The 19,598-nt window shown below is 46.2% G+C and carries 22 protein-coding genes and 1 pseudogene; 4 read left to right on the top strand and 19 right to left on the bottom strand.

The genetic code is table 11. The annotated features are described in order from the left end of the window. Positions 1–222 precede the first annotated feature (222 nt). Positions 223–801, bottom strand: coding sequence for a DUF1997 domain-containing protein (locus QUB66_RS07690; protein WP_265238391.1), 579 nt, complete (start codon positions 799–801; stop codon positions 223–225). Positions 802–1,012: 211 nt separating this feature from the next. Between QUB66_RS07690 and pheA the strand changes: the two genes are divergently transcribed. After that, positions 1,013–1,960, top strand: a complete 948-nt coding sequence (gene pheA, locus QUB66_RS07685) for a prephenate dehydratase (RefSeq protein ID WP_332967128.1) — start codon at positions 1,013–1,015, stop codon at positions 1,958–1,960. A gap of 29 nt (positions 1,961–1,989) precedes the next feature. Then, positions 1,990–2,634, top strand: a complete 645-nt coding sequence (locus QUB66_RS07680; RefSeq protein ID WP_265238388.1) for a pentapeptide repeat-containing protein — start codon at positions 1,990–1,992, stop codon at positions 2,632–2,634. A gap of 33 nt (positions 2,635–2,667) precedes the next feature. Here QUB66_RS07680 and QUB66_RS07675 read toward each other — a convergent pair whose 3' ends face one another. The 10 genes from QUB66_RS07675 to rpsL form a co-directional block, all read right to left on the bottom strand. Beyond that, entirely contained in the window at positions 2,668–3,606 is a 939-nt protein-coding gene (locus QUB66_RS07675; RefSeq protein ID WP_332967126.1) for a PspA/IM30 family protein, read from the bottom strand. Between the two features lie 217 nt (positions 3,607–3,823). Beyond that, positions 3,824–4,465, bottom strand: a complete 642-nt coding sequence (locus QUB66_RS07670; protein ID WP_265238384.1) for an LON peptidase substrate-binding domain-containing protein — start codon at positions 4,463–4,465, stop codon at positions 3,824–3,826. A 244-nt stretch (positions 4,466–4,709) separates the two neighbouring features. Next, positions 4,710–5,618 (bottom strand): PIN domain-containing protein, encoded by a 909-nt coding sequence (locus QUB66_RS07665; protein ID WP_332971219.1) that lies wholly within the window; start codon positions 5,616–5,618, stop codon positions 4,710–4,712. Between the two features lie 32 nt (positions 5,619–5,650). Next, the gene (locus QUB66_RS07660) at positions 5,651–5,866 is read right to left on the bottom strand and encodes a hypothetical protein (protein ID WP_332971218.1); all 216 of its coding nucleotides are present in this window, start codon (positions 5,864–5,866) and stop codon (positions 5,651–5,653) included. Positions 5,867–5,894: 28 nt separating this feature from the next. Next, the gene (locus QUB66_RS07655; RefSeq protein ID WP_332967123.1) at positions 5,895–6,467 is read right to left on the bottom strand and encodes a hypothetical protein; all 573 of its coding nucleotides are present in this window, start codon (positions 6,465–6,467) and stop codon (positions 5,895–5,897) included. 137 nt (positions 6,468–6,604) lie between these two features. Then, on the bottom strand, positions 6,605–6,922 hold the full coding sequence (gene rpsJ / locus QUB66_RS07650; RefSeq protein ID WP_194011386.1) for a 30S ribosomal protein S10: 318 nt from the start codon (positions 6,920–6,922) through the stop codon (positions 6,605–6,607). Positions 6,923–7,266: 344 nt separating this feature from the next. Further along, positions 7,267–8,496: an elongation factor Tu gene (gene tuf / locus QUB66_RS07645; RefSeq protein WP_265238382.1), complete on the bottom strand. Its 1,230-nt coding sequence runs from the start codon at positions 8,494–8,496 to the stop codon at positions 7,267–7,269. Between the two features lie 101 nt (positions 8,497–8,597). Continuing rightward, entirely contained in the window at positions 8,598–10,670 is a 2,073-nt protein-coding gene (gene fusA / locus QUB66_RS07640; protein ID WP_265238380.1) for an elongation factor G, read from the bottom strand. A gap of 340 nt (positions 10,671–11,010) precedes the next feature. Then, positions 11,011–11,481 carry a 30S ribosomal protein S7 gene (gene rpsG / locus QUB66_RS07635; RefSeq protein ID WP_006632196.1) on the bottom strand — a complete coding sequence of 157 codons (471 nt, stop codon included), beginning with the start codon at positions 11,479–11,481 and terminating at the stop codon, positions 11,011–11,013. A gap of 115 nt (positions 11,482–11,596) precedes the next feature. Further along, positions 11,597–11,977 carry a 30S ribosomal protein S12 gene (gene rpsL / locus QUB66_RS07630; RefSeq protein ID WP_096831142.1) on the bottom strand — a complete coding sequence of 127 codons (381 nt, stop codon included), beginning with the start codon at positions 11,975–11,977 and terminating at the stop codon, positions 11,597–11,599. A 442-nt stretch (positions 11,978–12,419) separates the two neighbouring features. On the opposite strand from rpsL, the gene QUB66_RS07625 reads away from it, so the two are divergent. Together QUB66_RS07625 and QUB66_RS07620 are read left to right on the top strand one after the other, a co-directional pair. Next, positions 12,420–12,623 (top strand): hypothetical protein, encoded by a 204-nt coding sequence (locus QUB66_RS07625; RefSeq protein WP_265238354.1) that lies wholly within the window; start codon positions 12,420–12,422, stop codon positions 12,621–12,623. A gap of 160 nt (positions 12,624–12,783) precedes the next feature. Continuing rightward, complete coding sequence (locus QUB66_RS07620) at positions 12,784–13,635, top strand: Npun_R2479 family HD domain-containing metalloprotein (RefSeq protein WP_265238352.1); 852 nt, start codon at positions 12,784–12,786, stop codon at positions 13,633–13,635. Between the two features lie 256 nt (positions 13,636–13,891). Here the strand turns inward: QUB66_RS07620 and QUB66_RS07615 are convergent, their stop codons facing one another. From QUB66_RS07615 to QUB66_RS07585, 8 genes and pseudogenes are all read right to left on the bottom strand, one after another. After that, entirely contained in the window at positions 13,892–14,407 is a 516-nt protein-coding gene (locus QUB66_RS07615; protein ID WP_332967122.1) for a transcriptional repressor, read from the bottom strand. Positions 14,408–14,460: 53 nt separating this feature from the next. Continuing rightward, on the bottom strand, positions 14,461–14,796 hold the full coding sequence (locus QUB66_RS07610; RefSeq protein WP_265238348.1) for a hypothetical protein: 336 nt from the start codon (positions 14,794–14,796) through the stop codon (positions 14,461–14,463). 90 nt (positions 14,797–14,886) lie between these two features. After that, positions 14,887–15,231 carry a hypothetical protein gene (locus tag QUB66_RS07605; RefSeq protein ID WP_332967119.1) on the bottom strand — a complete coding sequence of 115 codons (345 nt, stop codon included), beginning with the start codon at positions 15,229–15,231 and terminating at the stop codon, positions 14,887–14,889. A 60-nt stretch (positions 15,232–15,291) separates the two neighbouring features. Next, complete coding sequence (locus QUB66_RS07600; RefSeq protein ID WP_265238346.1) at positions 15,292–15,471, bottom strand: hypothetical protein; 180 nt, start codon at positions 15,469–15,471, stop codon at positions 15,292–15,294. A 135-nt stretch (positions 15,472–15,606) separates the two neighbouring features. Continuing rightward, positions 15,607–16,038, bottom strand: coding sequence for a photosystem I reaction center subunit XI (locus tag QUB66_RS29715; RefSeq protein ID WP_265238407.1), 432 nt, complete (start codon positions 16,036–16,038; stop codon positions 15,607–15,609). Positions 16,039–16,092: 54 nt separating this feature from the next. Then, a pseudogene (locus QUB66_RS07595) lies at positions 16,093–17,103 on the bottom strand (chlorophyll a/b binding light-harvesting protein); the annotation flags it as partial. A gap of 22 nt (positions 17,104–17,125) precedes the next feature. After that, complete coding sequence (locus QUB66_RS07590) at positions 17,126–18,196, bottom strand: chlorophyll a/b binding light-harvesting protein (protein ID WP_332967159.1); 1,071 nt, start codon at positions 18,194–18,196, stop codon at positions 17,126–17,128. A 537-nt stretch (positions 18,197–18,733) separates the two neighbouring features. Beyond that, a complete protein-coding gene (locus QUB66_RS07585; RefSeq protein WP_265238405.1) occupies positions 18,734–19,486 on the bottom strand; it encodes a response regulator transcription factor in 753 nt (250 codons plus the stop codon). Positions 19,487–19,598: the final 112 nt, after the last annotated feature.

The following is a 19,598-nucleotide window of genomic DNA, read 5'->3' as shown; positions in this document are numbered from 1 at the left end:
CAAAGCTTCAGCACAATTCGATCATCTAACTAATATCTGGGCAATTGGGCTGATTTTTGCCCAAATATACCTATACATTAATTCATAAAACGAATTGCATAAATATTTAATAGAGCGGGTCAACCGCAGATAAACACAGATAAACGCAGATAAACGCAGATGATTTCAAGAATTGAGAGCGAGGGCAATGCCATGCAAGTCTACAGATTCTCTAGTACGAAATCAACCTTCTAAAGACAAGATTTGAGGAATATCACTCGATATTAACTCAGTTTCGTTGCTTGCCCACCGGCGATAATCTAAAAGTAACTGGTACATCAACCGCTGTTTGACGCTCAGCAGCACGCTCTTGAGCAAACCGTTGCCCGTTGCTTCTAAAATCGATTTAGGCGTCAGCCAAAACGGTGGTGGTAGCTCTACTTGCACTTCCAAATCCGCTTTTCCCTTCAAGTATGCTACCCCGCTACTTTGGTGCACATAAAGCTTTCCTTTAAGATTGAGAGCAAAGCGATCGTTTATATAATCCACGCCGAGAATTTCGCAGGCGACGGACTCCAAATTGATTGTGCCGTCCGACTGCGCCCACACTCTCATGTCTACTGTGGGTTGAATGCTCAGCATCATAAATTGTAACGGCCGCATTTTCAGGCGGAAACAGTCATCGCTAAGTTGCTCTGTGCGAGTGCGATCGACCAGAGCGTTCACCAGTCGCCTCGGCTGGCGCAGATAATGTTGAATGGGAACCCGTTCATCTGGTACGGCGATCTCAATGGATTGGAAAGCATTAAAGCGTATATACATGAGAAGATATCAATATATAGGATTCGTAAGCATATCTTAATAAACTATAACTTTTTTTAGGTGATATGAGTTGCGGGTTAACTCGCACACTCAGGCAATGTCATCCGAGAAATAACGGATAAAAGCTTTCGGTACATCACTAATTTTTTCATCATACTTGCTCGCTGATGAGAGTAAAGCAAACATTTGTAACGTAAAATTACCGATTATTATGAAAATTTCCTTAGCGAAGCCCTCGAAGACGATCGCACATCTCGGCCCTATAGGTACTAATGCAGAAACAGCCGCTCTATCTTATGCCAAGTGGCTGAGCCAAGAAACTAACTCCCAATGCACCCTGTGTCCTTATTCAACCATTTCTCAGGCACTAGAAGCATCTGCCTCTGGACAGGTTGATTTTTCAATTGTGCCGGTGGAAAATTCGATCGAAGGTAGCGTGACTGTTACCCTAGATACCCTGTGGCGACTGGATACACTGCGCATTAAACACGCCCTGGTTTTGCCGATTTCCCACGCGCTGCTGTCAAATGCTCAAAGTTTTAACGAGATTCAAAAAGTTTACTCTCACCCGCAAGCCCTAGCTCAGTGTCAGTTGTGGTTGGCCGAGTTTATCCCGGAGGCTCAGTTGATCCCAGCCAATTCAACCACGGAAGCGTTGCAGTACCTGGAAGATAGTAGTATAGCGGCAATCTCTTCGCCCAGAGCCGCCGAACTCTACAAATTGCCGATGCTAGCGAGCCCGATTAATGATTATCCCGACAATTACACTCGATTTTGGATACTCGGCCCGAATGCAGGAGAAATTGGCAACCCAGAAGCCGCCGATGAATCATTGATCAAATCCATCACCAAATCTGCTGCTACATTGATCCTTGATGCTTTACCGTCCAATTGTACTCACACATCACTAGCTTTTAGCGTACCTGCAAATATGCCGGGAACACTGGTAAAACCTTTACAAGTATTTGCCAGTCGCGGTATTAACTTAAGTCGGATTGAATCTCGGCCGACTAAGCGATCGCTCGGAGAATATATTTTCTTTATGGACGTTGAAGCGGATGCTTGTTCTACATTAGTGCGATCGGCACTAGAAGAGCTAAAAAAACACACGGAAACTTTAAAAATCTTTGGGTGTTACACTGTACTGTCAGTAGTATAATTTTAAATACAACTTAGGAGGCTAGCCAGATGAATGCGGATGAACTTCTGAAGCGATATGCAGCCGGAGAAAGAGACTTTCATGAAACCAACTTGAAAGAGGCTTCTTTGCGAGAAGCTTTCTTGATTCATATTAATCTGGCTTGTGCCATTTTGAAAGAAATCAATTTAGCTTCGGCAGACCTAAGTTGGGCGAACTTAATAGGTGCCAACCTCAAAAATGCTTGCCTGGTAATGACCAAACTAAAGGCGGCCGATTTGACTGGAGCAAATCTAACTTTTTCCAGATTGACAGGAGCTGACATGATTGAGGCAAACCTGAAAAACGCCAATTTGAGCGACAGCAAAATGATTGGTGTTGATTTGAGCGGGGCTTCATTGTACCGGGCAAACCTAATCGAAGCCAACCTCATTGATGCTTGCTTGGACAATACAGACCTCAGAGAAGCCAATCTAAGCGAAGCAAAACTGCGGGGAGCAAGTCTAAAACAGGCTAACCTGAAAGGAGCATTGTTGTATGAAGCTAATCTTCAGGGCGCCGATTTGACAGAAGCTGACTTGCGCGGTGCTAATTTGAGCGGAGCCTTTTTATGCGGTGCTAAGCTCGAAGGCGCTAAATTTGATAAGGCAACAAATTTAAGCGGAGCGATTCAGTTTTGCATCAGACAACTCTGAAATTACGCAATATATACGCGCAGAATTCCACAACTAAGGACGAAAAAATATATTATTCATTTGGCTGAAAGTGCAGTTAATTTGCTCCTGTACCTTGGCAAAATGAAGCTGCATCTTCAGAATCTCTTTTTTAGAATTAGCTTCAGCAATCTTACTTTCCAAAGCTAGCAAGTTGCGGTTGAGAGTTTCTACTCGCACAGTTTGGTCGTCTAAATCAATTTTTAGTTCTGCTACCTTATCTAACTCGATCTGCTTCCGAACCCAGGCCTGGCGAACCACATTTTCATCGCCTTTCTGAAGAGCTAGCAAAGCTCGCTGCTGCCACTGATTGGCTTGAGATTCAGCTTGATTGTACTGCCACTGAATGCGGAGTTGGGCGGAAATCGCACTGCCAACAGCCTGACGCAGTTCTTTGAGAAGTTCCTGAATTTCTGAGATTAACAACTCCCAAAGATTCATCAGTTCGCTGGTAAATTCTTCGCGTTCTACAGAGGCGACTAATGCTTCTAACAGCAACAAATTTGGTTGCATTTGCTGCATAATTGTCTCAAATATTAACTGTGCTTCTGACAACTGTCGATCGATACTTTTTTCTGAGACTGCACTCGGTGAGTTATTTAAGATTTTTTGAGTCCTGTCTGCCCCTGTTTCGGAATCTAAAGTTGCAGGTACAAAGGCCTGTAATTTTCCGCGGGCGATCGCACTCAGCCTTTCTCGCAGCAAATCGCAGGCCGCCCGCTGCACAGGCCCTGTTTCGGTTTGACAAATCTCGATCGCTATTTTTAAGCCTGCATCGCCGTAATTCAAAGCTTCCTTGAGGGCGGCAATGCGATGTTCGCTAACAGAACTAGACAGCCGATGTTTAACTCCGGCTAATCCGCCGAGCACGACACCGCCCACAGGAGGTGGCAGTTGACCTCCTCTAACTGCATCGTATGGTTTCGGTTGGTCGAGATTTTGTGACACAAGCATCTAATTTTGGAACGGGCAAGATGCCCGTTCCACAACAATAAATTTTTCTGTGGAACGGGCATCTTGCCCGTTCCTAGATATTTTTGTAAAAGGTCTATTAATTCTCAATTATTTAATCTCCAATGCGAAAATCGAAAATCGAAAATAGTATGATTTGTGTGTAATTTTGGCTTCAATGCAGGCAAAACCGATCGTACTTTTTGCCTGCGCTAATTCCCTATTTGAGCGTATCTTTCAGTACAGTCCTTGCTGCCAAGTGATTGCGAGTAGAGGTCAAAATTTCGGTTTCGCGTTCCAATCTCGCTGCTGTATCTTGCAATTCTAAAAGAGTTTGCTGTTCTGTCGCTGCACCGTAAAGATAGCTGGCTACCCAGTATGACAGTTCTGTGGGCAAACTGGGAATGTCATCCGGTAGGTCGATCGGCTGATCCATCAATTTGCTAGACAGGCGAACTACATCTCTCAGCAGTTGTTCGACTTCTTTGCCCAAAGATCGGAGGTCTTTTTGCGGCGGTTCGTCTTCAATCCATTCTACTAAACCGACTAAATAGGGTTTTTCCCGAACGGCATCGAGGACTCGGAACCGCTGCTGTCCGAGAGTCATGATTTTCATGCGATCGTCCGGGAGGCGCTGACAGTGAATCACTTCGGCGCAACAGCCAACGGCTGAGACTTTGTTTTGGTTGGGGTCCCACATGAGTACACCGAAACGGCGATCGCCCTCAAGAATCGTATTCATCATGATTCGATAGCGAAACTCGAAAATTTGCAGCGGCAGCGGTCTACCTGGAAATAGAACCACTTCCGGCAAGGGAAATAGGGGGAGTTCGCGAACTGCTACAGAGGAGGAGGATGCCATTGTCGCTCAAAGGTGACGGTACTTGCGCTTCTTTTTCTTACTTTAACTGATTTGAGTAATTCTGGGGCGGGAGCGATCGGCAAAGGCGCGCGAACGCAGCTAAATCTTCCCGCACCTGGTCCTGCCAGAACCCGGTGAGCTTAAAAAAATCCCTCACCCGCGCCGGAACTGTCAAAATAGACAGTAATTACGCACATACTCTTATCTTTCGGGTGCGGACCACTTTGCTTATCGCTAGGGAACCTTACAATCCTTGCGAGTCAGCAAGCGCAGTGACAACACAATCAAAATAAGCAGCCAGTTCAGAAATTACACTGCTGCAATTACCGGGTGTAATACCCTTGGCGTTATTTGCGATTGCAATTGCAGCCTGCTTCATCTTTTGTACAGCAACTATCATAGATTCACAGGCTATACCCTGGGCTTGGTAAGTTTCGCGCCAACCATTTAGGCACCCCTCTTTTAAAACGTTTAAATCTCCTGCCATCAACGCATAAACGATATGGCGCAGAAGGATTTCCAGATAGGGCAAGCAAGCAGCGATTTGACCCTCGGTATATCTGTTAGTACCGTCGGGTTCAATCAGTTGAGTCTGTTCGGTCAACAAAGTGTCAACTGAGTTAGCAACAATCGTAGAAGCATTGCTAATAATGCGCTTACTAACATCCAGACGTTTATTAGCTTCCTGAACAAAACGAAAGAGTTCTGCCAACGGACTCGTTGAGAACAGACGTTCCAAGAATTCTCCTGCTGTCACAACGGAAAGTATACCTTCATCAATATCTTGGAAATCCTGAAAAAACGGGTAAAATTCTTGAATTTTTCGGGTAATAATTACGTCAAGCTTCATAACAGTTGCACAAGCTAACTGTACTGCTACTTCAAAATCATCGAGCTTGAACGAACTTGCTTTTTGTATAATGTTGGCGTCAACAGGGCAGACTTTCATGATTTCTTGGAACTGCGAGACAGCCTGCCATGCAATCTCAACCCCCTGACTTTCTCTGCCAATATCGAAAATTTTGGAGAGAGTTGTTGGTGTTACATAAGCCTCTATTTGCTGGGACTCAATTAGCTGCCATAGTTTGGACGCCTCTTCCGCAAATACATCTCTATCTAACAGAATGTCTAAAAGAATTTCGCCATCGACCAATACCCGTCTCATCACAGGTGTTTCCGTAGCAACTAATTGTCGCGTTTAGCAACTTTATTGTGATTATAAGATAACTCATCTTTTTTTTGTAGCCCGCGCTTGAAAAGTCCCCGAAGCGACTTCAAGCTTGAAGATTTCTGAGCTGCTTTGTTAGTAACCTCTTCAACTTCAGGGAGCAAATGAGCAACACCAAATATCTCTCCAAGGCGAGATGTTTTGAGAAACGCTTGCCTTTCGGCGTGAGTCATTACCACCTTTGTTCCAGCCATTACCTCATCACTGGTCAACAAAGGTTGGGAATTCCCATTCGCTTTCGTGCCTCTGACAGAAGGCGACGGCTGCTGTTCGTAAAAATCTGAAGGCATATCCATCTTCTCCCGGAGCGCTAGGCCCAAGCCCAAGATACTCCATTTCAATAACATCCCTATAGTATGACACAGGATCGTTTAGGGAAACCAGGACAATTAGCGGGTCATTTGCTGCTACTGTGCAATATTGTAGCCCAACCTGGACGCAGTACCATATTAACCATTTGCCGATGGGTTTGATGGGTCGATCGGGCATTTCACCTCGACTGCTGGGATCTGCTTCTAGTTGTTCGATTTCTAAGAATCTCGGAGAACCTTCTTCATCCGTATAAAGAGCATATCGAGCTAATCCCCAAACTTTATCTGAATCAACGAGTTTGACTATATTCTGGTACTCAAATTCAGTCTTGTCCCACAAAATAGGCCAGTTAAAAGTCCAATTAGTTGGCATATCCTCAGCTTTAGCTGGAGAAAGTAAAGCGATTTTTTCTCCTACAGATTGAAGGAGAACCTTTATTTGATAGGAGCCAATGCTAGTCAATTGATTTTCACAACCTTAGAGTATCTTGATGAGGCAAGAGCAATTATAAAGCAACTCCAAACCCTATGGCGATCGCCAAGAAGGAACAATGTATTTTTCCATTGTTCCTTGTCTCGGCATTTTCCTCCTCCGTCAATCTACAGCTTCACTTCGATATCTACGCCGGCTGGCAAATCCAGTTTCATCAAAGCGTCAATTGTTTTAGCCGAAGGCTGATGAATGTCGATAATTCGGCGGTGCGTGCGGGTTTCAAAGTGTTCGCGAGAATCTTTGTCTACGTGGGGCGATCGCAGCAAGCAATAAATCCGTCGTTTTGTCGGTAGGGGAATCGGGCCGATCGCAGTGGCGGCTGTCCGATTTGCTGTATCTACAATCTTTTCGCAAGATGCGTCTAGAATTCGGCGATCGAAAGCTTTGAGGCGAATGCGGATTTTTTGCTGTGGAATAGTTGCCATTTTTTTGTTGAATTTTCTAGGTTCAGTTTGTTTTTAGTTGTTAGTCAGGAGTCAGGAGTCAGTAGTCAGTAGTCAGTAGTCATTAGTCATTAGTTTTCACTTGTCAATTGTTAGTTGTTTTTTTGCTAACAACTAACTGCGGACTAATGACCATGCCCAAAAACGGTCTTCTCCGACTTTAGTCGTGGATATCCTAAAATTTTAGACTGCTGTTGAATATCCAGATTGAATGTTGCACATCAATCTAAAATCTCAAATCGACTGACTGATGACTCATCAATAAATAGCAGAAAAGCCACTAAATTTAATTAGGCTTTTCTGCTATTTAAAGCGTTAGCGGATTCCTACTTGAGGATTTTGGAAACAACGCCGGCGCCGACTGTACGGCCACCTTCGCGGATAGCGAAGCGCATTCCTTGTTCGATCGCGATCGGGTGAATCAGATCAACAGTCATTTTGATCCGGTCACCAGGCATCACCATTTCAGCTTCCGTACCATCATCAGCAGTGAACTGCATGATTGTACCAGTTACGTCAGTTGTACGGACGTAGAATTGAGGGCGGTAGCCAGAGAAAAAGGGCGTGTGACGGCCGCCTTCTTCTTTTTTCAGAATGTACACTTCAGATTCAAACTGAGTGTGAGGCAAGATGCTCTTCGGCTTGGCAATTACCATGCCTCTTTCAATATCAGCCTTCAAAATACCCCGGAGAAGTAGACCCACGTTGTCGCCGGCCAAGCCTTCCTCCAAGGACTTGGTGAACATTTCCACACCAGTCACCGTAGTGCTGCGAGTGTCCTTAAGACCAATAATTTCGACTGTTTCGCCGACTTTGACTTTGCCACGTTCAATCCGACCAGTCGCCACAGTACCCCGACCAGTAATCGAGAATACGTCTTCTACAGCCATCAAGAAAGGCTTATCAATTTCGCGTTCTGGAGTAGGGATGTAAGAATCCACTGATTCCATCAGCTTGTAAATCTTGTCAACCCACTCATTCTCGCCTTGTTTGGTTTTGGGATTAGCAAGCATCGCTTCGAGAGCTTTCAATCCCGAACCGGTCACGATGGGGATGTCATCGCCAGGAAAATCGTAGGAACTCAACAGTTCACGAACTTCCATTTCTACCAATTCCAACAGTTCAGCGTCATCCACCATGTCTTCCTTGTTCAAGAAGACAACCAAGCTGGGAACGCCAACTTGCTTAGCTAGCAGGATGTGTTCGCGAGTTTGAGGCATGGGGCCATCTGCTGCTGACACTACTAGGATGCCGCCGTCCATTTGAGCAGCACCGGTGATCATGTTCTTCACATAGTCAGCGTGTCCGGGACAGTCTACGTGAGCGTAGTGGCGACCTGTAGTTTCGTATTCTACGTGAGCGGTATTAATTGTAATACCGCGTGCTTTTTCTTCTGGCGCAGCGTCGATGTCGGCGTAGTTTTTACCCTTAGCCTGACCCAGTGCAGAAAGAGTCATCGTAATCGCCGCGGTCAAAGTTGTTTTGCCGTGGTCAACGTGACCGATGGTGCCGATGTTTACGTGGGGTTTAGTCCGTTCAAATTTTGCGCGTGCCATTCTCGATCTGTTCCTTGTTTTTTTTAGCGATTTTAGACTTGAGATTTTAGATTCTCGATTTTGGATTCAATCCAAAATCCAAAATCTAAAATCCAAAATCATTAGTTCCCTTTGTTTTTCGCGATAATGGCTTCAGCCACATTTCGCGGCACTTCTTCGTAATGGCTGAATTCCATTGTGAAGATGCCTCGACCTTGGGTTTTTGAGCGGATATCGGTAGCGTAACCAAACATTTCTGCTAGTGGAACTTTGACAGAAACTTTGGCAATTCCCTGATCCGTCTCTTGACCCTCGATCTGACCCCGACGCGAGTTGAGGTCTCCGATGACGTTCCCGATGTAATCTTCGGGAACTTCAACCTCTACCTTCATCATAGGCTCTAGTAGCACTGGCGACGCCTTCATCACGGCTTCTTTGATCGCCATTGAACCGGCGATCTTAAATGCCATTTCTGAGGAGTCTACGTCGTGGAAAGACCCGTCTACCATAGTAGCTTTGAGGTCAATCACGGGATATCCTGCTACAATACCCGATTCGCAGGCTTCTTTCATCCCCTGTCCTGCCGGCCCGATGTACTCTTTGGGTACAGTGCCGCCGACAATTTTGGAGACAAATTCAAAGCCAGTTCCGACTTCGGTGGGTTCTAGTTCGATCACGACGTGACCGTACTGACCTTTACCGCCACTTTGGCGGATAAATTTACCTTCGGCGCGGACGGCTTTGCGAATGGTTTCGCGGTAGGCTACTTGTGGCTGACCCACGTTGGCTTCTACTTTGAATTCCCGCAGCATTCTGTCTACCAGGATTTCCAGGTGCAGTTCGCCCATGCCGGCGATGACTGTCTGGTTGGTTTCTGGGTCAACGTTGACTCGGAAGGTGGGGTCTTCTTCCGAGAGCGACTGGAGGGCTTTGGAGAGCTTCTCCATGTCTTGTTTGGTTTTGGGTTCGACAGCCACGGAGATGACTGGCTCTGGAATAAACAGGGATTCCAGAATCACTGCCGATCCTTCTTCGCAGAGGGTGTCGCCGGTGAAGGTGTCTTTCAAACCCAAGGCTGCTCCCAAGTCTCCGGCCCGGAGTTCCTCAACTTCTATCCGATCGTCGGCTTTAAGGACAATTAAGCGAGAAACCCGCTCTTTTTTGTCTTTGGTGGAGTTGAGGACGTAGGTTCCTTTTTTCAGGATACCGGAGTATACCCGAACAAAGGTCAGGCGGCCGTAAGGGTCTGCCATGATTTTGAATGCCAGGGCTGACAGGGGCGCGTTGTCGTCTGCTGCTCGCTCTGCGGTGTCGCCGTTGGGCAGTAGTCCTTGAATTGGGGGAACTTCCAAGGGCGACGGCAGATAGTCTATCACTCCATCCAACAAAAGCTGAACGCCTTTGTTTTTGAAGGCAGAACCGCACAGTACGGGGACTATTGCCCCGGATATTGTCCCTCGACGCAGGGCATGGCGGATTTCGGCTTCCGTTAGTTCTTCGCCTTCGAGGTATTTTGCCGTGAGGGCGTCGCTAGTTTCTGCTACGGATTCGATCAGCTTGGTGCGATATTCTGCTGCGAGTTCTTTTACCTCATCGGGGATTTCTATTTCCTCGATGTCGGTGCCGGTGTTGTTGTTGTAGATGTAGGCTTTCATTTGCACTAGATCTACAATTCCCCGGAAGTTTTCTTCGCTGCCGATCGGGATTTGGACGGGTACGGCATTCGCTCTCATCCGATCGCAAATTTGGGCGTGGACTTTATAAAAGTTTGCACCCATTCGATCCATTTTGTTGACGAACACAATCCGGGGTACATGATACCTATCGGCTTGTCGCCAAACTGTTTCCGATTGTGGCTGCACTCCGCCTACCGAGCAGAAAACGGCTATCACTCCGTCGAGCACTCGCATCGATCGTTCGACTTCGATCGTGAAGTCTACGTGTCCTGGAGTGTCGATGATGTTGATTTTGTAATCTTTCCAACTGGTGGTGATAGCGGCGGCAGTAATCGTAATTCCCCGCTCCCGCTCTTGCTCCATCCAGTCAGTGACTGCTGTCCCCTCGTGCACTTCACCCATTTTGTGAACCATGCCAGAATAGAACAGAATCCTTTCTGTTGTCGTTGTTTTGCCCGCATCTATGTGGGCTGCGATGCCGATGTTGCGAGTTTTTTCTAGCGGGACGATACGTGCCACAGCTATCTCCTTTGATTTTGTGTTGCTGTTATAATACTATTATACTACACAGAACCTTATTTTGCACTCCCAATCGACTTACAAGATAAGTATATTGAGTTTATTGTTACATTTTAATACTTTTTGCAACATTTGTTTGCAAAAATATTAACTATGCGACATGGAGGATTCAGAGAATGTGTGAATTTTTACTTTGGGAGTTTTGAGTTTGCTTCACTAATGGCCGGCAGCATTGCCCCAGGAGAAGCAATCTCAATAACTCAAAATTGACACTTTTCGATTGATCGCCCGATGCTTTTATGCCGCACGATCGACCTCTGATCCATGCCCGATTTGGCAATTAGTACCGGTAGTGAGCAAAAGCCTTGTTAGCTTCGGCCATACGGTGTGTTTCTTCGCGCTTGCGAATAGCACTGCCGGTTTCGTTAGCTGCATCCATCAGTTCGTTAGCCAGCTTGGCTGCCATCGAGCGGCCTGTGCGGGCACGGGCAAATCTGATCAGCCAGCGGAGGGCGAGGGTGGTTCCGCGATCGGAACGTACTTCCATCGGCACTTGGTAGGTGGCGCCACCTACCCGGCGGGCTTTGACTTCTACCAGGGGTGTAGCGTTTTTGACTGCTTTTTCAAACAAGTCTAACGGCTCAGCTCCTGTGCGTTCTTGGATGGTTTTTAGGGCGTCGTAGACGATGCTGGAGGCAACGGATTTTTTGCCGTGCTGCATGATCCGTCTCACCATCATGCTTACCAACCGGCTGTTGTAAGTTGGATCAGGCGGAACTGGACGTTTTTGAATAACTGTGCGGCGAGACATAGTTCTATTTGGGATTTTTGATTTTGATTGATTGAATTTGGGGTTTTCGGCTCAAATCTCGATCGACAGATCAGACTTAATTTTTGCTTTTTCACCCCGGCGGGCGATAGCCGTGTTATTTTTTCGCTTTGGGACGCTTAGCACCATACTTGGAACGACCTTGTTTGCGGTCTTTCACCCCGGCGGTGTCTAATGTACCGCGAATGATGTGATATCTAACTCCGGGTAAATCTTTTACCCGACCGCCGCGGATCATTACTACTGAGTGTTCTTGCAAGTTGTGACCGATACCGGGGATGTAGGCTGTCACTTCAAAACCAGATGTCAGCCGTACCCGAGCCACTTTCCGCAGCGCCGAGTTAGGTTTTTTCGGGGTGGTCGTGTAGACTCTGGTGCAAACTCCGCGGCGCTGGGGGCAACTCTTGAGAGCTGGCGATTTGGTTTTTTTCTGCGTTTGTTCCCGTGCTGAACGGATGAGTTGCTGAATAGTGGGCATGAGTTACGGCATTTCTAGCTTTTTGCTGAATATAGTGATTTGGCGGCATCCGCACTGAAAGTCCCTTCCCCTCTAGGGGGATGGGATAAATGAAAATAATTATGGGTAAGTGAGGATACCAGACTCTATATATTACACGACTAGAGTTTTTTTGGCAAGAAATTTGCCGCAGCAGGCGATCGAACTTCCTTGCCAGAGTTAGAACGTGGCGACCACAACAGGCGAATGGTATGTGACATAATATAATTTAGGCGCAACTGTCATACAGGCCACAGCCGTCAGTAAAATTTGTGGCGATCGATATTTCGATCGCATCACCATTTTCCGCAGACGCCCATCAACTGAGTGCGTGCGATCGCATCACAGCCTCAGAGAGATCGACATCACATAAAGTTATATAAAATTAGCTGACAATAAGCAATATACATTCAGTTGACCGCAGATGAAAACCCAAGCTTATATTCCTGAAAGCATAATTTCCGAACTTTACTTGAACATTTGGAAATCCGGTAAGATCGATAGGACTGTGTTCCACCAAATTCAATACGAAATTAATTCTCAGAGTTTAAGAAGCTCAGACGATGGAAAAATTGTCAGTAGGCTGCTCTATGCAGTGCGGCGGGGATGGCTTTCAGTCATGGACTGAGTTGCTTGGGAGTGTTGAGATTCCCCCAAAGGCAAGCGCGAACAATGCACGCGAGTGAATTAATTTTGAGTTCCGAGTTACAATCTCATCCATAATATTAGAGAGACTCAAAATAGATTCACCGCTCTTGAAAGGCAATATTAAAGTAAAAGGACAGGGTATGTTTAATTATACAGAACTGCTGATCGAGGCTTTCATAAAACAACTGGAGAACGGATACAGTCGCACTTACGGAGGCTACAAATCAGACTATGCCGACATTATTGCCTGGGTGGGGGCAATGGCACTAGAAAACATCGCCAGCAGCGATGCTCTTTATCACAATGTAGAACACGCGATTTGCATTACATTAGTCGGCCAAGAAATCTTGCGTGGGAAACACATTCGCAAGGGCGGAGTATCCTGCGAAAACTGGCTGCACTACATCATTTCTTTGCTGTGCCAAGATATCGGATATGTCAAAGGAGTTTGTCGGCAAGACCAAACATCAGAAGGATTGTATGCTACCGGAAAAGATGGCATGAGAATTGCACTTGCTCCCGGTGCAACAGCCGCCAGCTTAGCTCCTTACCGAGTTGACAGAGCCAAACTTTTTATTGACGAACGCTTCGGCAACCACAAGCTAATTAATGCTGAGATAATTAAGCAGAACATAGAACAGACTCGTTTCTCGGTGCTTGACGGAAACATTGACGAAGATGCAGTTAATTATTCTAATTTAGTTCGCGGTGCTGACTTGATAGGTCAGCTCAGCAACCCGCAATATTTGCAGAAAATTGGCGCGCTGTTTTACGAGTTGGAAGAAAGCGGTGCTACTAAAATTTTGGGATACCGGCATCCGGGCGACTTGCTACAAAGCTACTCTAAGTTTTACTGGAGCGGCATTTATCCTCACATCAGCGAATCTCTCGGTTACTTGCAATTGACCCAAGAAGGCAAACAGATTGTTGCTAGTTTGTACGCTAACGTATTTCGGATGGAACACCAACGTTCCGATTCTGAAGTTGCTTGAGTACAAGTGAAGTCAGTTGTCAGTTGACAGTTGTCAGTTGTCAGTTGACAGTTGACAGTTGACAGTTGACAGTTGTCAGTTGTCATTGGTCAGTTGTCATTGGTCAGTTGTCATTGGTCATTAGTTGTTTGTTAGTAGTGGGTTATAATAACTAACAGAAAATTCCCAATTCCCAATTCCCAATTCCCAATTCCCAATTCCCAATTCCCAATTCCCAATTCCCAATTCCCAATTCCCGAAGAGTCTTTCATTCAACTCAACTCATTTCCTCCTCAAGTTCCGAATGATATCTCGGACATAACCAATTGCTCGGCACCAAAGAAGGCCATCCCTCCCGCAGCGCTTCCAAACAAACAGCACGCACAGTTAATTGACAGTCAAGGAGTTCTACACCAGCTTTATCAACTTGCTTTTTGCCTATTTTTAAAATCGATTCATCACTAAATTCAAAGGTTTTGTGACACTGAATGCAAACTAGGTGATGGTGGTGGTGCAATTCCGGCAAATTTAGTTCGTAATGCTTGTGTCCTTCTGCTAATTCTAATTCACGCAAAATTCCAATTCTTGCTAATAAATGCAGCGTTCTGTAGACAGTAGATAAGCCAATTCGTTCTCCTTGATCTTGCAAAGTATTGTATAATTCTTCCGCACTCAAATGATTACCTTGTCGCAGAGTTTGAAAGACGCTCAAAATAGTTTCTCGCTGAGGAGTCAGGCGGCAGCCTCTCTGGTTTAGTTCTACTTTGAGTGAGTTAGCGCTGTATAAATTCATCGCGAATTTCTCCAAATAATTGTGATACATCCCCCTGAATCAGGGGGAATTTACTAGCTTCTCATTCCGGTTGCTAAAGGTGGAACAGAAGAATTGGTCGGCATTTCTGCATAATCTTTGTGAACCCTAGAGCAATGTTGCTGGCAAGAATTGGCAAAACAAGTCTTCGGTTCAAAGTCAGTACAGCCGATCGCGTCCTCAGTACAAGCAACGCACGGCCGCACCGTACATTTGAGACGGTAATCATTAGTAAAAAATTCGCAATTGGAACAAGGAATTTGATGCAGACGCCGGAGTTGCTGGAATCCCTCTCGCAATGCTAGCGAAGCACTCCACAAAAACACGAGTGTCAAAATACTGATACAGAAGCAGTAAATAACAACAGTCATAGGGTAATTTCTCAAAAAACACACAAATTGGAAACAGATTTAAGTCAGCAATAAAGTAAAAATAAACTTGGTTTCTGACTTTAATCGAATTCAGCTTCTATTCAAACGGGCGCGAGAAGCGTGCCAGATGTGACCGGCAAGGGCTAATATACCCAAGAAAAATTGTGCGTTTGTCAATCTCAGGCGATCGCTCCCGTAGAATTCAACAGGATAAATAATCGTGTTATATCCCGCAAACGTACAGGAAACAAAAGCCATAAAAGCCAAGCCAGCTAAACTAAATGTGACCACCAAATCTTCCAAATTGTCAACACTGGCCAAATGAGTTTGATAGGCGTAGATAACTAACGGATCGAGAGTAGGACTCAAAACAGTGCGTACTTCCTGAATAGTCGAGTCGTACAAACCGACGAAAACTATCGCTTTAGCTACCAAAAACAGCGCGCCTAATCCCAAAAAAATCAAGTGATATCCCAGGATAAAACCAAGTTTTTTCTAGTCTTCCCATTCAAAGTGGAACTTGGCAGCAATACCTAGAGTAAATACTCCTGTCCAAAAAGTAATTAAAGCTGCTTGACCGACGTGAGCGGAAATGAAATATCCCGAAAGATTGGCGAACCGGGCATTGCCTGCCCACCAGTCATATTTAACTTTGGGATTGTCGTAGGTTTGCATTGTTTTTTGTTTCCTTGTTGTAGTTATTTGGCTTGAAATAAATTGAACTTGAGATGAGATTAGTTCGTTAGTAGTGCGGACTGAAGTCCGCACGCTCGGAGCGGACTTAAGTCCGCACTACTAACCGTTTTTATTTCAGTTGATAACACCCCGGAAAATTGCATCAATGCCAGCAAAGTTGTCTAGCAGCAAATAGGCGAGGAAAGCTCCGCTAGTACCGCCCATCACAAAACCGCCCCGGAACAAACTCCAATCTTCCGACGTTTTATGCCAGTACAAAACTTTACCTGCTTCAACGTTCCGGTTCTCGTAAACCGAGAGGGCGATCGCCAAAATCAACACCAATGCCAGAGTTGCCAGCAACCCGGCCAGCGGTGCTAAACCTTTTTCTTGCAAAGGCAGCAATACCGCAAAAGCTCCTACCAGGAAATAGCCGTGAGCCAAGCTAACTTCTAATCCCCTGACTATGGGAGACAATCCCTTGCGGTAAATCGGCAAATTCCGCAAAAAAGTTACAGTCACATCGGACAAACTAACTGCTGTTGCCGTCGCAGGTTGAGCTTGCATCTGAGGGAATTTTTCAACCTTGCTAGCAGTTGCAGTTACAAATTCACCCGATCGAAAATCAAATCCCGCTGCTTTCGAGCGAACGCGCAGCGCGTGCCAAATATGCCCGCAAAGCGCCAAAATCGATAACACAAAGTGGCTTGTTGCCAGCCAAGTCCGCGAAGAAACAACCGCTGCATCCGGCCCTGTCAAACCCACCGGGCCGTAGAAAACCTCTGGATAAACAGTGTCATTTACAGTCACAAAGTAGGCTGCCAAAAAGCCCATATAAGCCAGAGCGCCCAAACTGTAAGAAAGGTAAGCTTCTCCCGACCAAAATAGCACTCGCTGCGCCCACGCAAAAGGCTTGGTGAAGATATGCCAGAAACCGCCAATAATGCAGAGCAAGCCAACATAAATGTGACCGCCGACAACATCTTCTAAGTTGTCAACTGCTGCCATTCCTTCCGGGCCGCGCACTGGTAAAAGGTAGCTGAAAATGCGGGCGGGATTGAGGGTTGGTTCGCTAATTATCCGCACGTCGGCAACGTGGGGATCGTAAAGACCGCCCCAAAATAAGGCTTTTGCGACAAACAACCAAGCACCTGCACCTAAGAGTAATAGGTGAATGCCGATGATGGTTGTCATTTTGTCTTTGTCTTCCCAGTCGTAGCCGAAGGAACCAAAGAATGTTTTGTTTTGTGGCAATACTTTCGGGCCGAGCAAGGAATGGTAAATACCGCCGGCACCGAGAACTGCGGAACTAATTAGATGCACAACTCCGATCGCAAAATAGGGATAGGTATCAACAATTTGACCGCCTGCTCCTACTCCCAAACCCAAACTTGCCAAATGCGGCAGCAGGATTAAACCTTGGTTGTACATCGGCAACTCTGGGTTAAAGTTTGAAAGTTCAAACAGAGTCATCGCTCCGGCCCAGAATACAATCAAGCCCGCGTGAGCGACGTGAGCCCCCAAAATTCGTCCTGAAAAATTGATGAAACGGGCGTTGCCTGCCCACCAACCGTACTCGTTTTCTGACTTTTCCGGCTCTGGAATTAAATTCTGATCTGCTATTGCTTGCATTTTTGCTTTCCTCCTGATGCGGTTAATTTGCTGGACTGGCTGCAACTTTATTCCCTCCAGGCTGGATATCTTCGCGCATTGCTTGCACGACTTTGCCTTTGCGGAAATCAAATCCTGCCGATCGCAAAGCGTGCCAGAAATGTCCTTGCAGAACGAAGAAGGCGAGCCAGAAGTGAGTGTTAGCCAACCAGACGCGGGAGGTCAGCATTCCTTCGCTGTGAAAGTAGGGGAACTGCTCGAAGCCAATTTTTAAGGTTGGCCCGTAGAATTCCTCTGGGTAAGCGATGGTATTGACTGAAACAAAGTAGGCTGCGATGAAACCCATTAAGGCTAAGGCACCGAGACTGTAGGAGAGGTAAGCTTCTCCCGACCAGATGAAGAGGCGTTTTGCCCAAGCAAAAGGTTGAGTGCGAATGTGCCAGAGGCCGCCGGCTATGCAGAGGAGTCCTACCCACATATGTCCGCCGACAACATCTTCGAGATTGTCAACAGAGGCGAGCCAGTGCGTGCCACCTGCACCGAACAGGTAGCCGAAAATCACGGCGGGATTGAAAGTGGGATCCGAAATTACCCGCACTTGCCCGATCGTGGTATCATACAAACCACCGAAATACATAGCTTTGGCCACCAACAAGAAAGCACCAACACCTAACAAAACTAGGTGGATGCCCAAGATGGTGGTCATTTTGTCTGCGTCTTCCCATCTGTAGCCGAAGAAAGGAGTTTTTTCTTCGAGGGTGGCGGGCCCTTTGAGGGAATGAAAGATGCCGCCGAAGCCGAGAAAGGCTGAGCTAATTAGGTGAATTACACCAATCTGAAAGTACGGATAAGTATCGACAATTTTGCCTCCCGCACCGATACCCAGGCCGAGTCTGGCCAAGTTCGGCAACAGAATTAAGCCTTGTTCGTACATGGGCAATTCTGGGTTGAAGCGGGAAAGCTCAAATAGGGTATAAGCTCCCGCCCAGAAGACGATGAGGCCGGCCTGGGCGACGTGGGCGCCGAGCAAACGACCGGAAAGGTTGATTAAGCGAGCGTTGCCTGCCCACCAGGGAAAGGTTTCTGCTTCGGCTGGGAAGGATTTTTTGGCCATGCTTGTCACGGCGATTTACCTCTTGTGAAGGATGTCAGTTGAGTTTTAAGCACTTGCAGCTTATTGATATAAATAATCAACAATTTTAGAAGTTTCGTCAAGGGCTATTTGATAAAGTTTTCACTTATTTTAGTTAAGATATGTAACAAAGCAGCCTAAAATATCGTAAAACTCAGTCTATGACTGCTTTTTGGGCTTAATCGGAAGTTTGCTTGGCGTTATAAGAAAGAGCATTTAGATTAAAATTTAAAATTTTATTGACAAATAGTCTTAGTAAGGCTAGAGTATTGTTTAAGTAGCTATCTAATCCTCTCGGAAAAGACAAGGTGGCACAAGAAATCCGGTACTTTCTTCTGGGCAAGCTTTGAGTAAAGTGGGGCTAGAAGGGGTGCGGGATTATTTTTTTCTGAATCAAGAGAGTTAATGGCTACTTGTTGGCATATTCATCTCAAACTCGAAATAACAAAGCCTGAGAGCAAACGCTCTCAGGCTTTTCTAGTTAGATTTTTAACTGCTTATGGCATCGAATACGCTAGTTCAAGCAGATGATTTGCTTTCCGATGCTCTGCTTTCCTCGGCTACTTGCTCGTTGTTGGGCAACTCCAGGCAATAGCCCGCCCCGTATACAGTTTTGATGTACCGAGGATGGCGGGGATCGGGTTCCATCTTGGTTCTCAGGTGTCTGATGTGTACGCGAATGGTTTCGATGTCGTCGTCGGGGTCGTAACCCCACACTTCTTTGAGAATTTCGCTGGGAGAGACTGTCTGACCGTGGCGCTGGAGTAAGCAGTGTAGCAACTCGAACTCTAGGTGAGTCAGTTTGACGGTGCGAACGTACCAAACAGCTTCAAATCTTTCGGGGACAAGGGTCAGTGGGCCGTAATTTAGGATTTCGGAGTGTTTGGCTGCTTGGGGGATGCGGTCTGTGCGCCGAAGCAAGGCTCGCACTCGCGCCAGCATCTCTTCTAGTTCAAAGGGTTTGGTCAGGTAATCGTCGGCACCGGAGTTGAATCCTTCTACTTTATCTTGGGTTTGACTTAAGGCTGTCAACATCAATACGGGTATGTCGGATGTGCGATCGTCGCGCCGCAACCGCTGACATACTGTGAATCCGTCTACTCTAGGCAGCATCAGGTCTAGCATGATCAGGTCGGGTAGCATTTGTATTGCTAGTGCCTGACCTTTGATGCCGTCTTCTGCCTGGGTGACTTCGTAGCCAGCCATTTCTAGGTTAACGGCTACGATTTCGGCGATCGCCGCGTCATCATCAATAACAAGTATACGGGGCATCATTATTTATCTCACCGCTAACCAGATGGCAGAGGCTACAGCCTTCTGGGGGTTCCAGGTAACTTTAACCAACATTTTTTTAATCTTAAGCTTCATTAAAGATTATTAGGTT

The organism is Microcoleus sp. A2-C3, from assembly GCF_036706065.1.
In the GTDB taxonomy this organism is placed as follows: Bacteria; Cyanobacteriota; Cyanobacteriia; order Cyanobacteriales; family Microcoleaceae; genus Microcoleus.
Note: the sequence above shows the minus strand (reverse complement) of the source record. Positions and strands in the feature narration are given on the sequence as shown.

Bases quoted from the DNA above. Each gene is read 5' to 3' on its own strand.
- QUB66_RS29715 (WP_265238407.1), bottom strand. From the start codon at position 16,038: ATGCAAGCTCAACCTGCGACGGCAACAGCAGTTAGTTTGTCCGATGTG.
- QUB66_RS07670 (WP_265238384.1), bottom strand. From the start codon at position 4,465: ATGGCATCCTCCTCCTCTGTAGCAGTTCGCGAACTCCCCCTATTTCCC.
- QUB66_RS07615 (WP_332967122.1), bottom strand. From the start codon at position 14,407: ATGAATTTATACAGCGCTAACTCACTCAAAGTAGAACTAAACCAGAGA.
- rpsG (WP_006632196.1), bottom strand. From the start codon at position 11,481: ATGTCTCGCCGCACAGTTATTCAAAAACGTCCAGTTCCGCCTGATCCA.
- QUB66_RS07625 (WP_265238354.1), top strand. From the start codon at position 12,420: ATGAAAACCCAAGCTTATATTCCTGAAAGCATAATTTCCGAACTTTAC.
- QUB66_RS07680 (WP_265238388.1), top strand. From the start codon at position 1,990: ATGAATGCGGATGAACTTCTGAAGCGATATGCAGCCGGAGAAAGAGAC.
- QUB66_RS07620 (WP_265238352.1), top strand. From the start codon at position 12,784: ATGTTTAATTATACAGAACTGCTGATCGAGGCTTTCATAAAACAACTG.
- QUB66_RS07585 (WP_265238405.1), bottom strand. From the start codon at position 19,486: ATGCCCCGTATACTTGTTATTGATGATGACGCGGCGATCGCCGAAATC.
- QUB66_RS07660 (WP_332971218.1), bottom strand. From the start codon at position 5,866: ATGACTCACGCCGAAAGGCAAGCGTTTCTCAAAACATCTCGCCTTGGA.
- rpsJ (WP_194011386.1), bottom strand. From the start codon at position 6,922: ATGGCAACTATTCCACAGCAAAAAATCCGCATTCGCCTCAAAGCTTTC.
- tuf (WP_265238382.1), bottom strand. From the start codon at position 8,496: ATGGCACGCGCAAAATTTGAACGGACTAAACCCCACGTAAACATCGGC.
- QUB66_RS07690 (WP_265238391.1), bottom strand. From the start codon at position 801: ATGTATATACGCTTTAATGCTTTCCAATCCATTGAGATCGCCGTACCA.
- QUB66_RS07600 (WP_265238346.1), bottom strand. From the start codon at position 15,471: ATGCAAACCTACGACAATCCCAAAGTTAAATATGACTGGTGGGCAGGC.
- QUB66_RS07610 (WP_265238348.1), bottom strand. From the start codon at position 14,796: ATGACTGTTGTTATTTACTGCTTCTGTATCAGTATTTTGACACTCGTG.
- pheA (WP_332967128.1), top strand. From the start codon at position 1,013: ATGAAAATTTCCTTAGCGAAGCCCTCGAAGACGATCGCACATCTCGGC.
- QUB66_RS07675 (WP_332967126.1), bottom strand. From the start codon at position 3,606: ATGCTTGTGTCACAAAATCTCGACCAACCGAAACCATACGATGCAGTT.
- QUB66_RS07590 (WP_332967159.1), bottom strand. From the start codon at position 18,196: ATGGCCAAAAAATCCTTCCCAGCCGAAGCAGAAACCTTTCCCTGGTGG.
- rpsL (WP_096831142.1), bottom strand. From the start codon at position 11,977: ATGCCCACTATTCAGCAACTCATCCGTTCAGCACGGGAACAAACGCAG.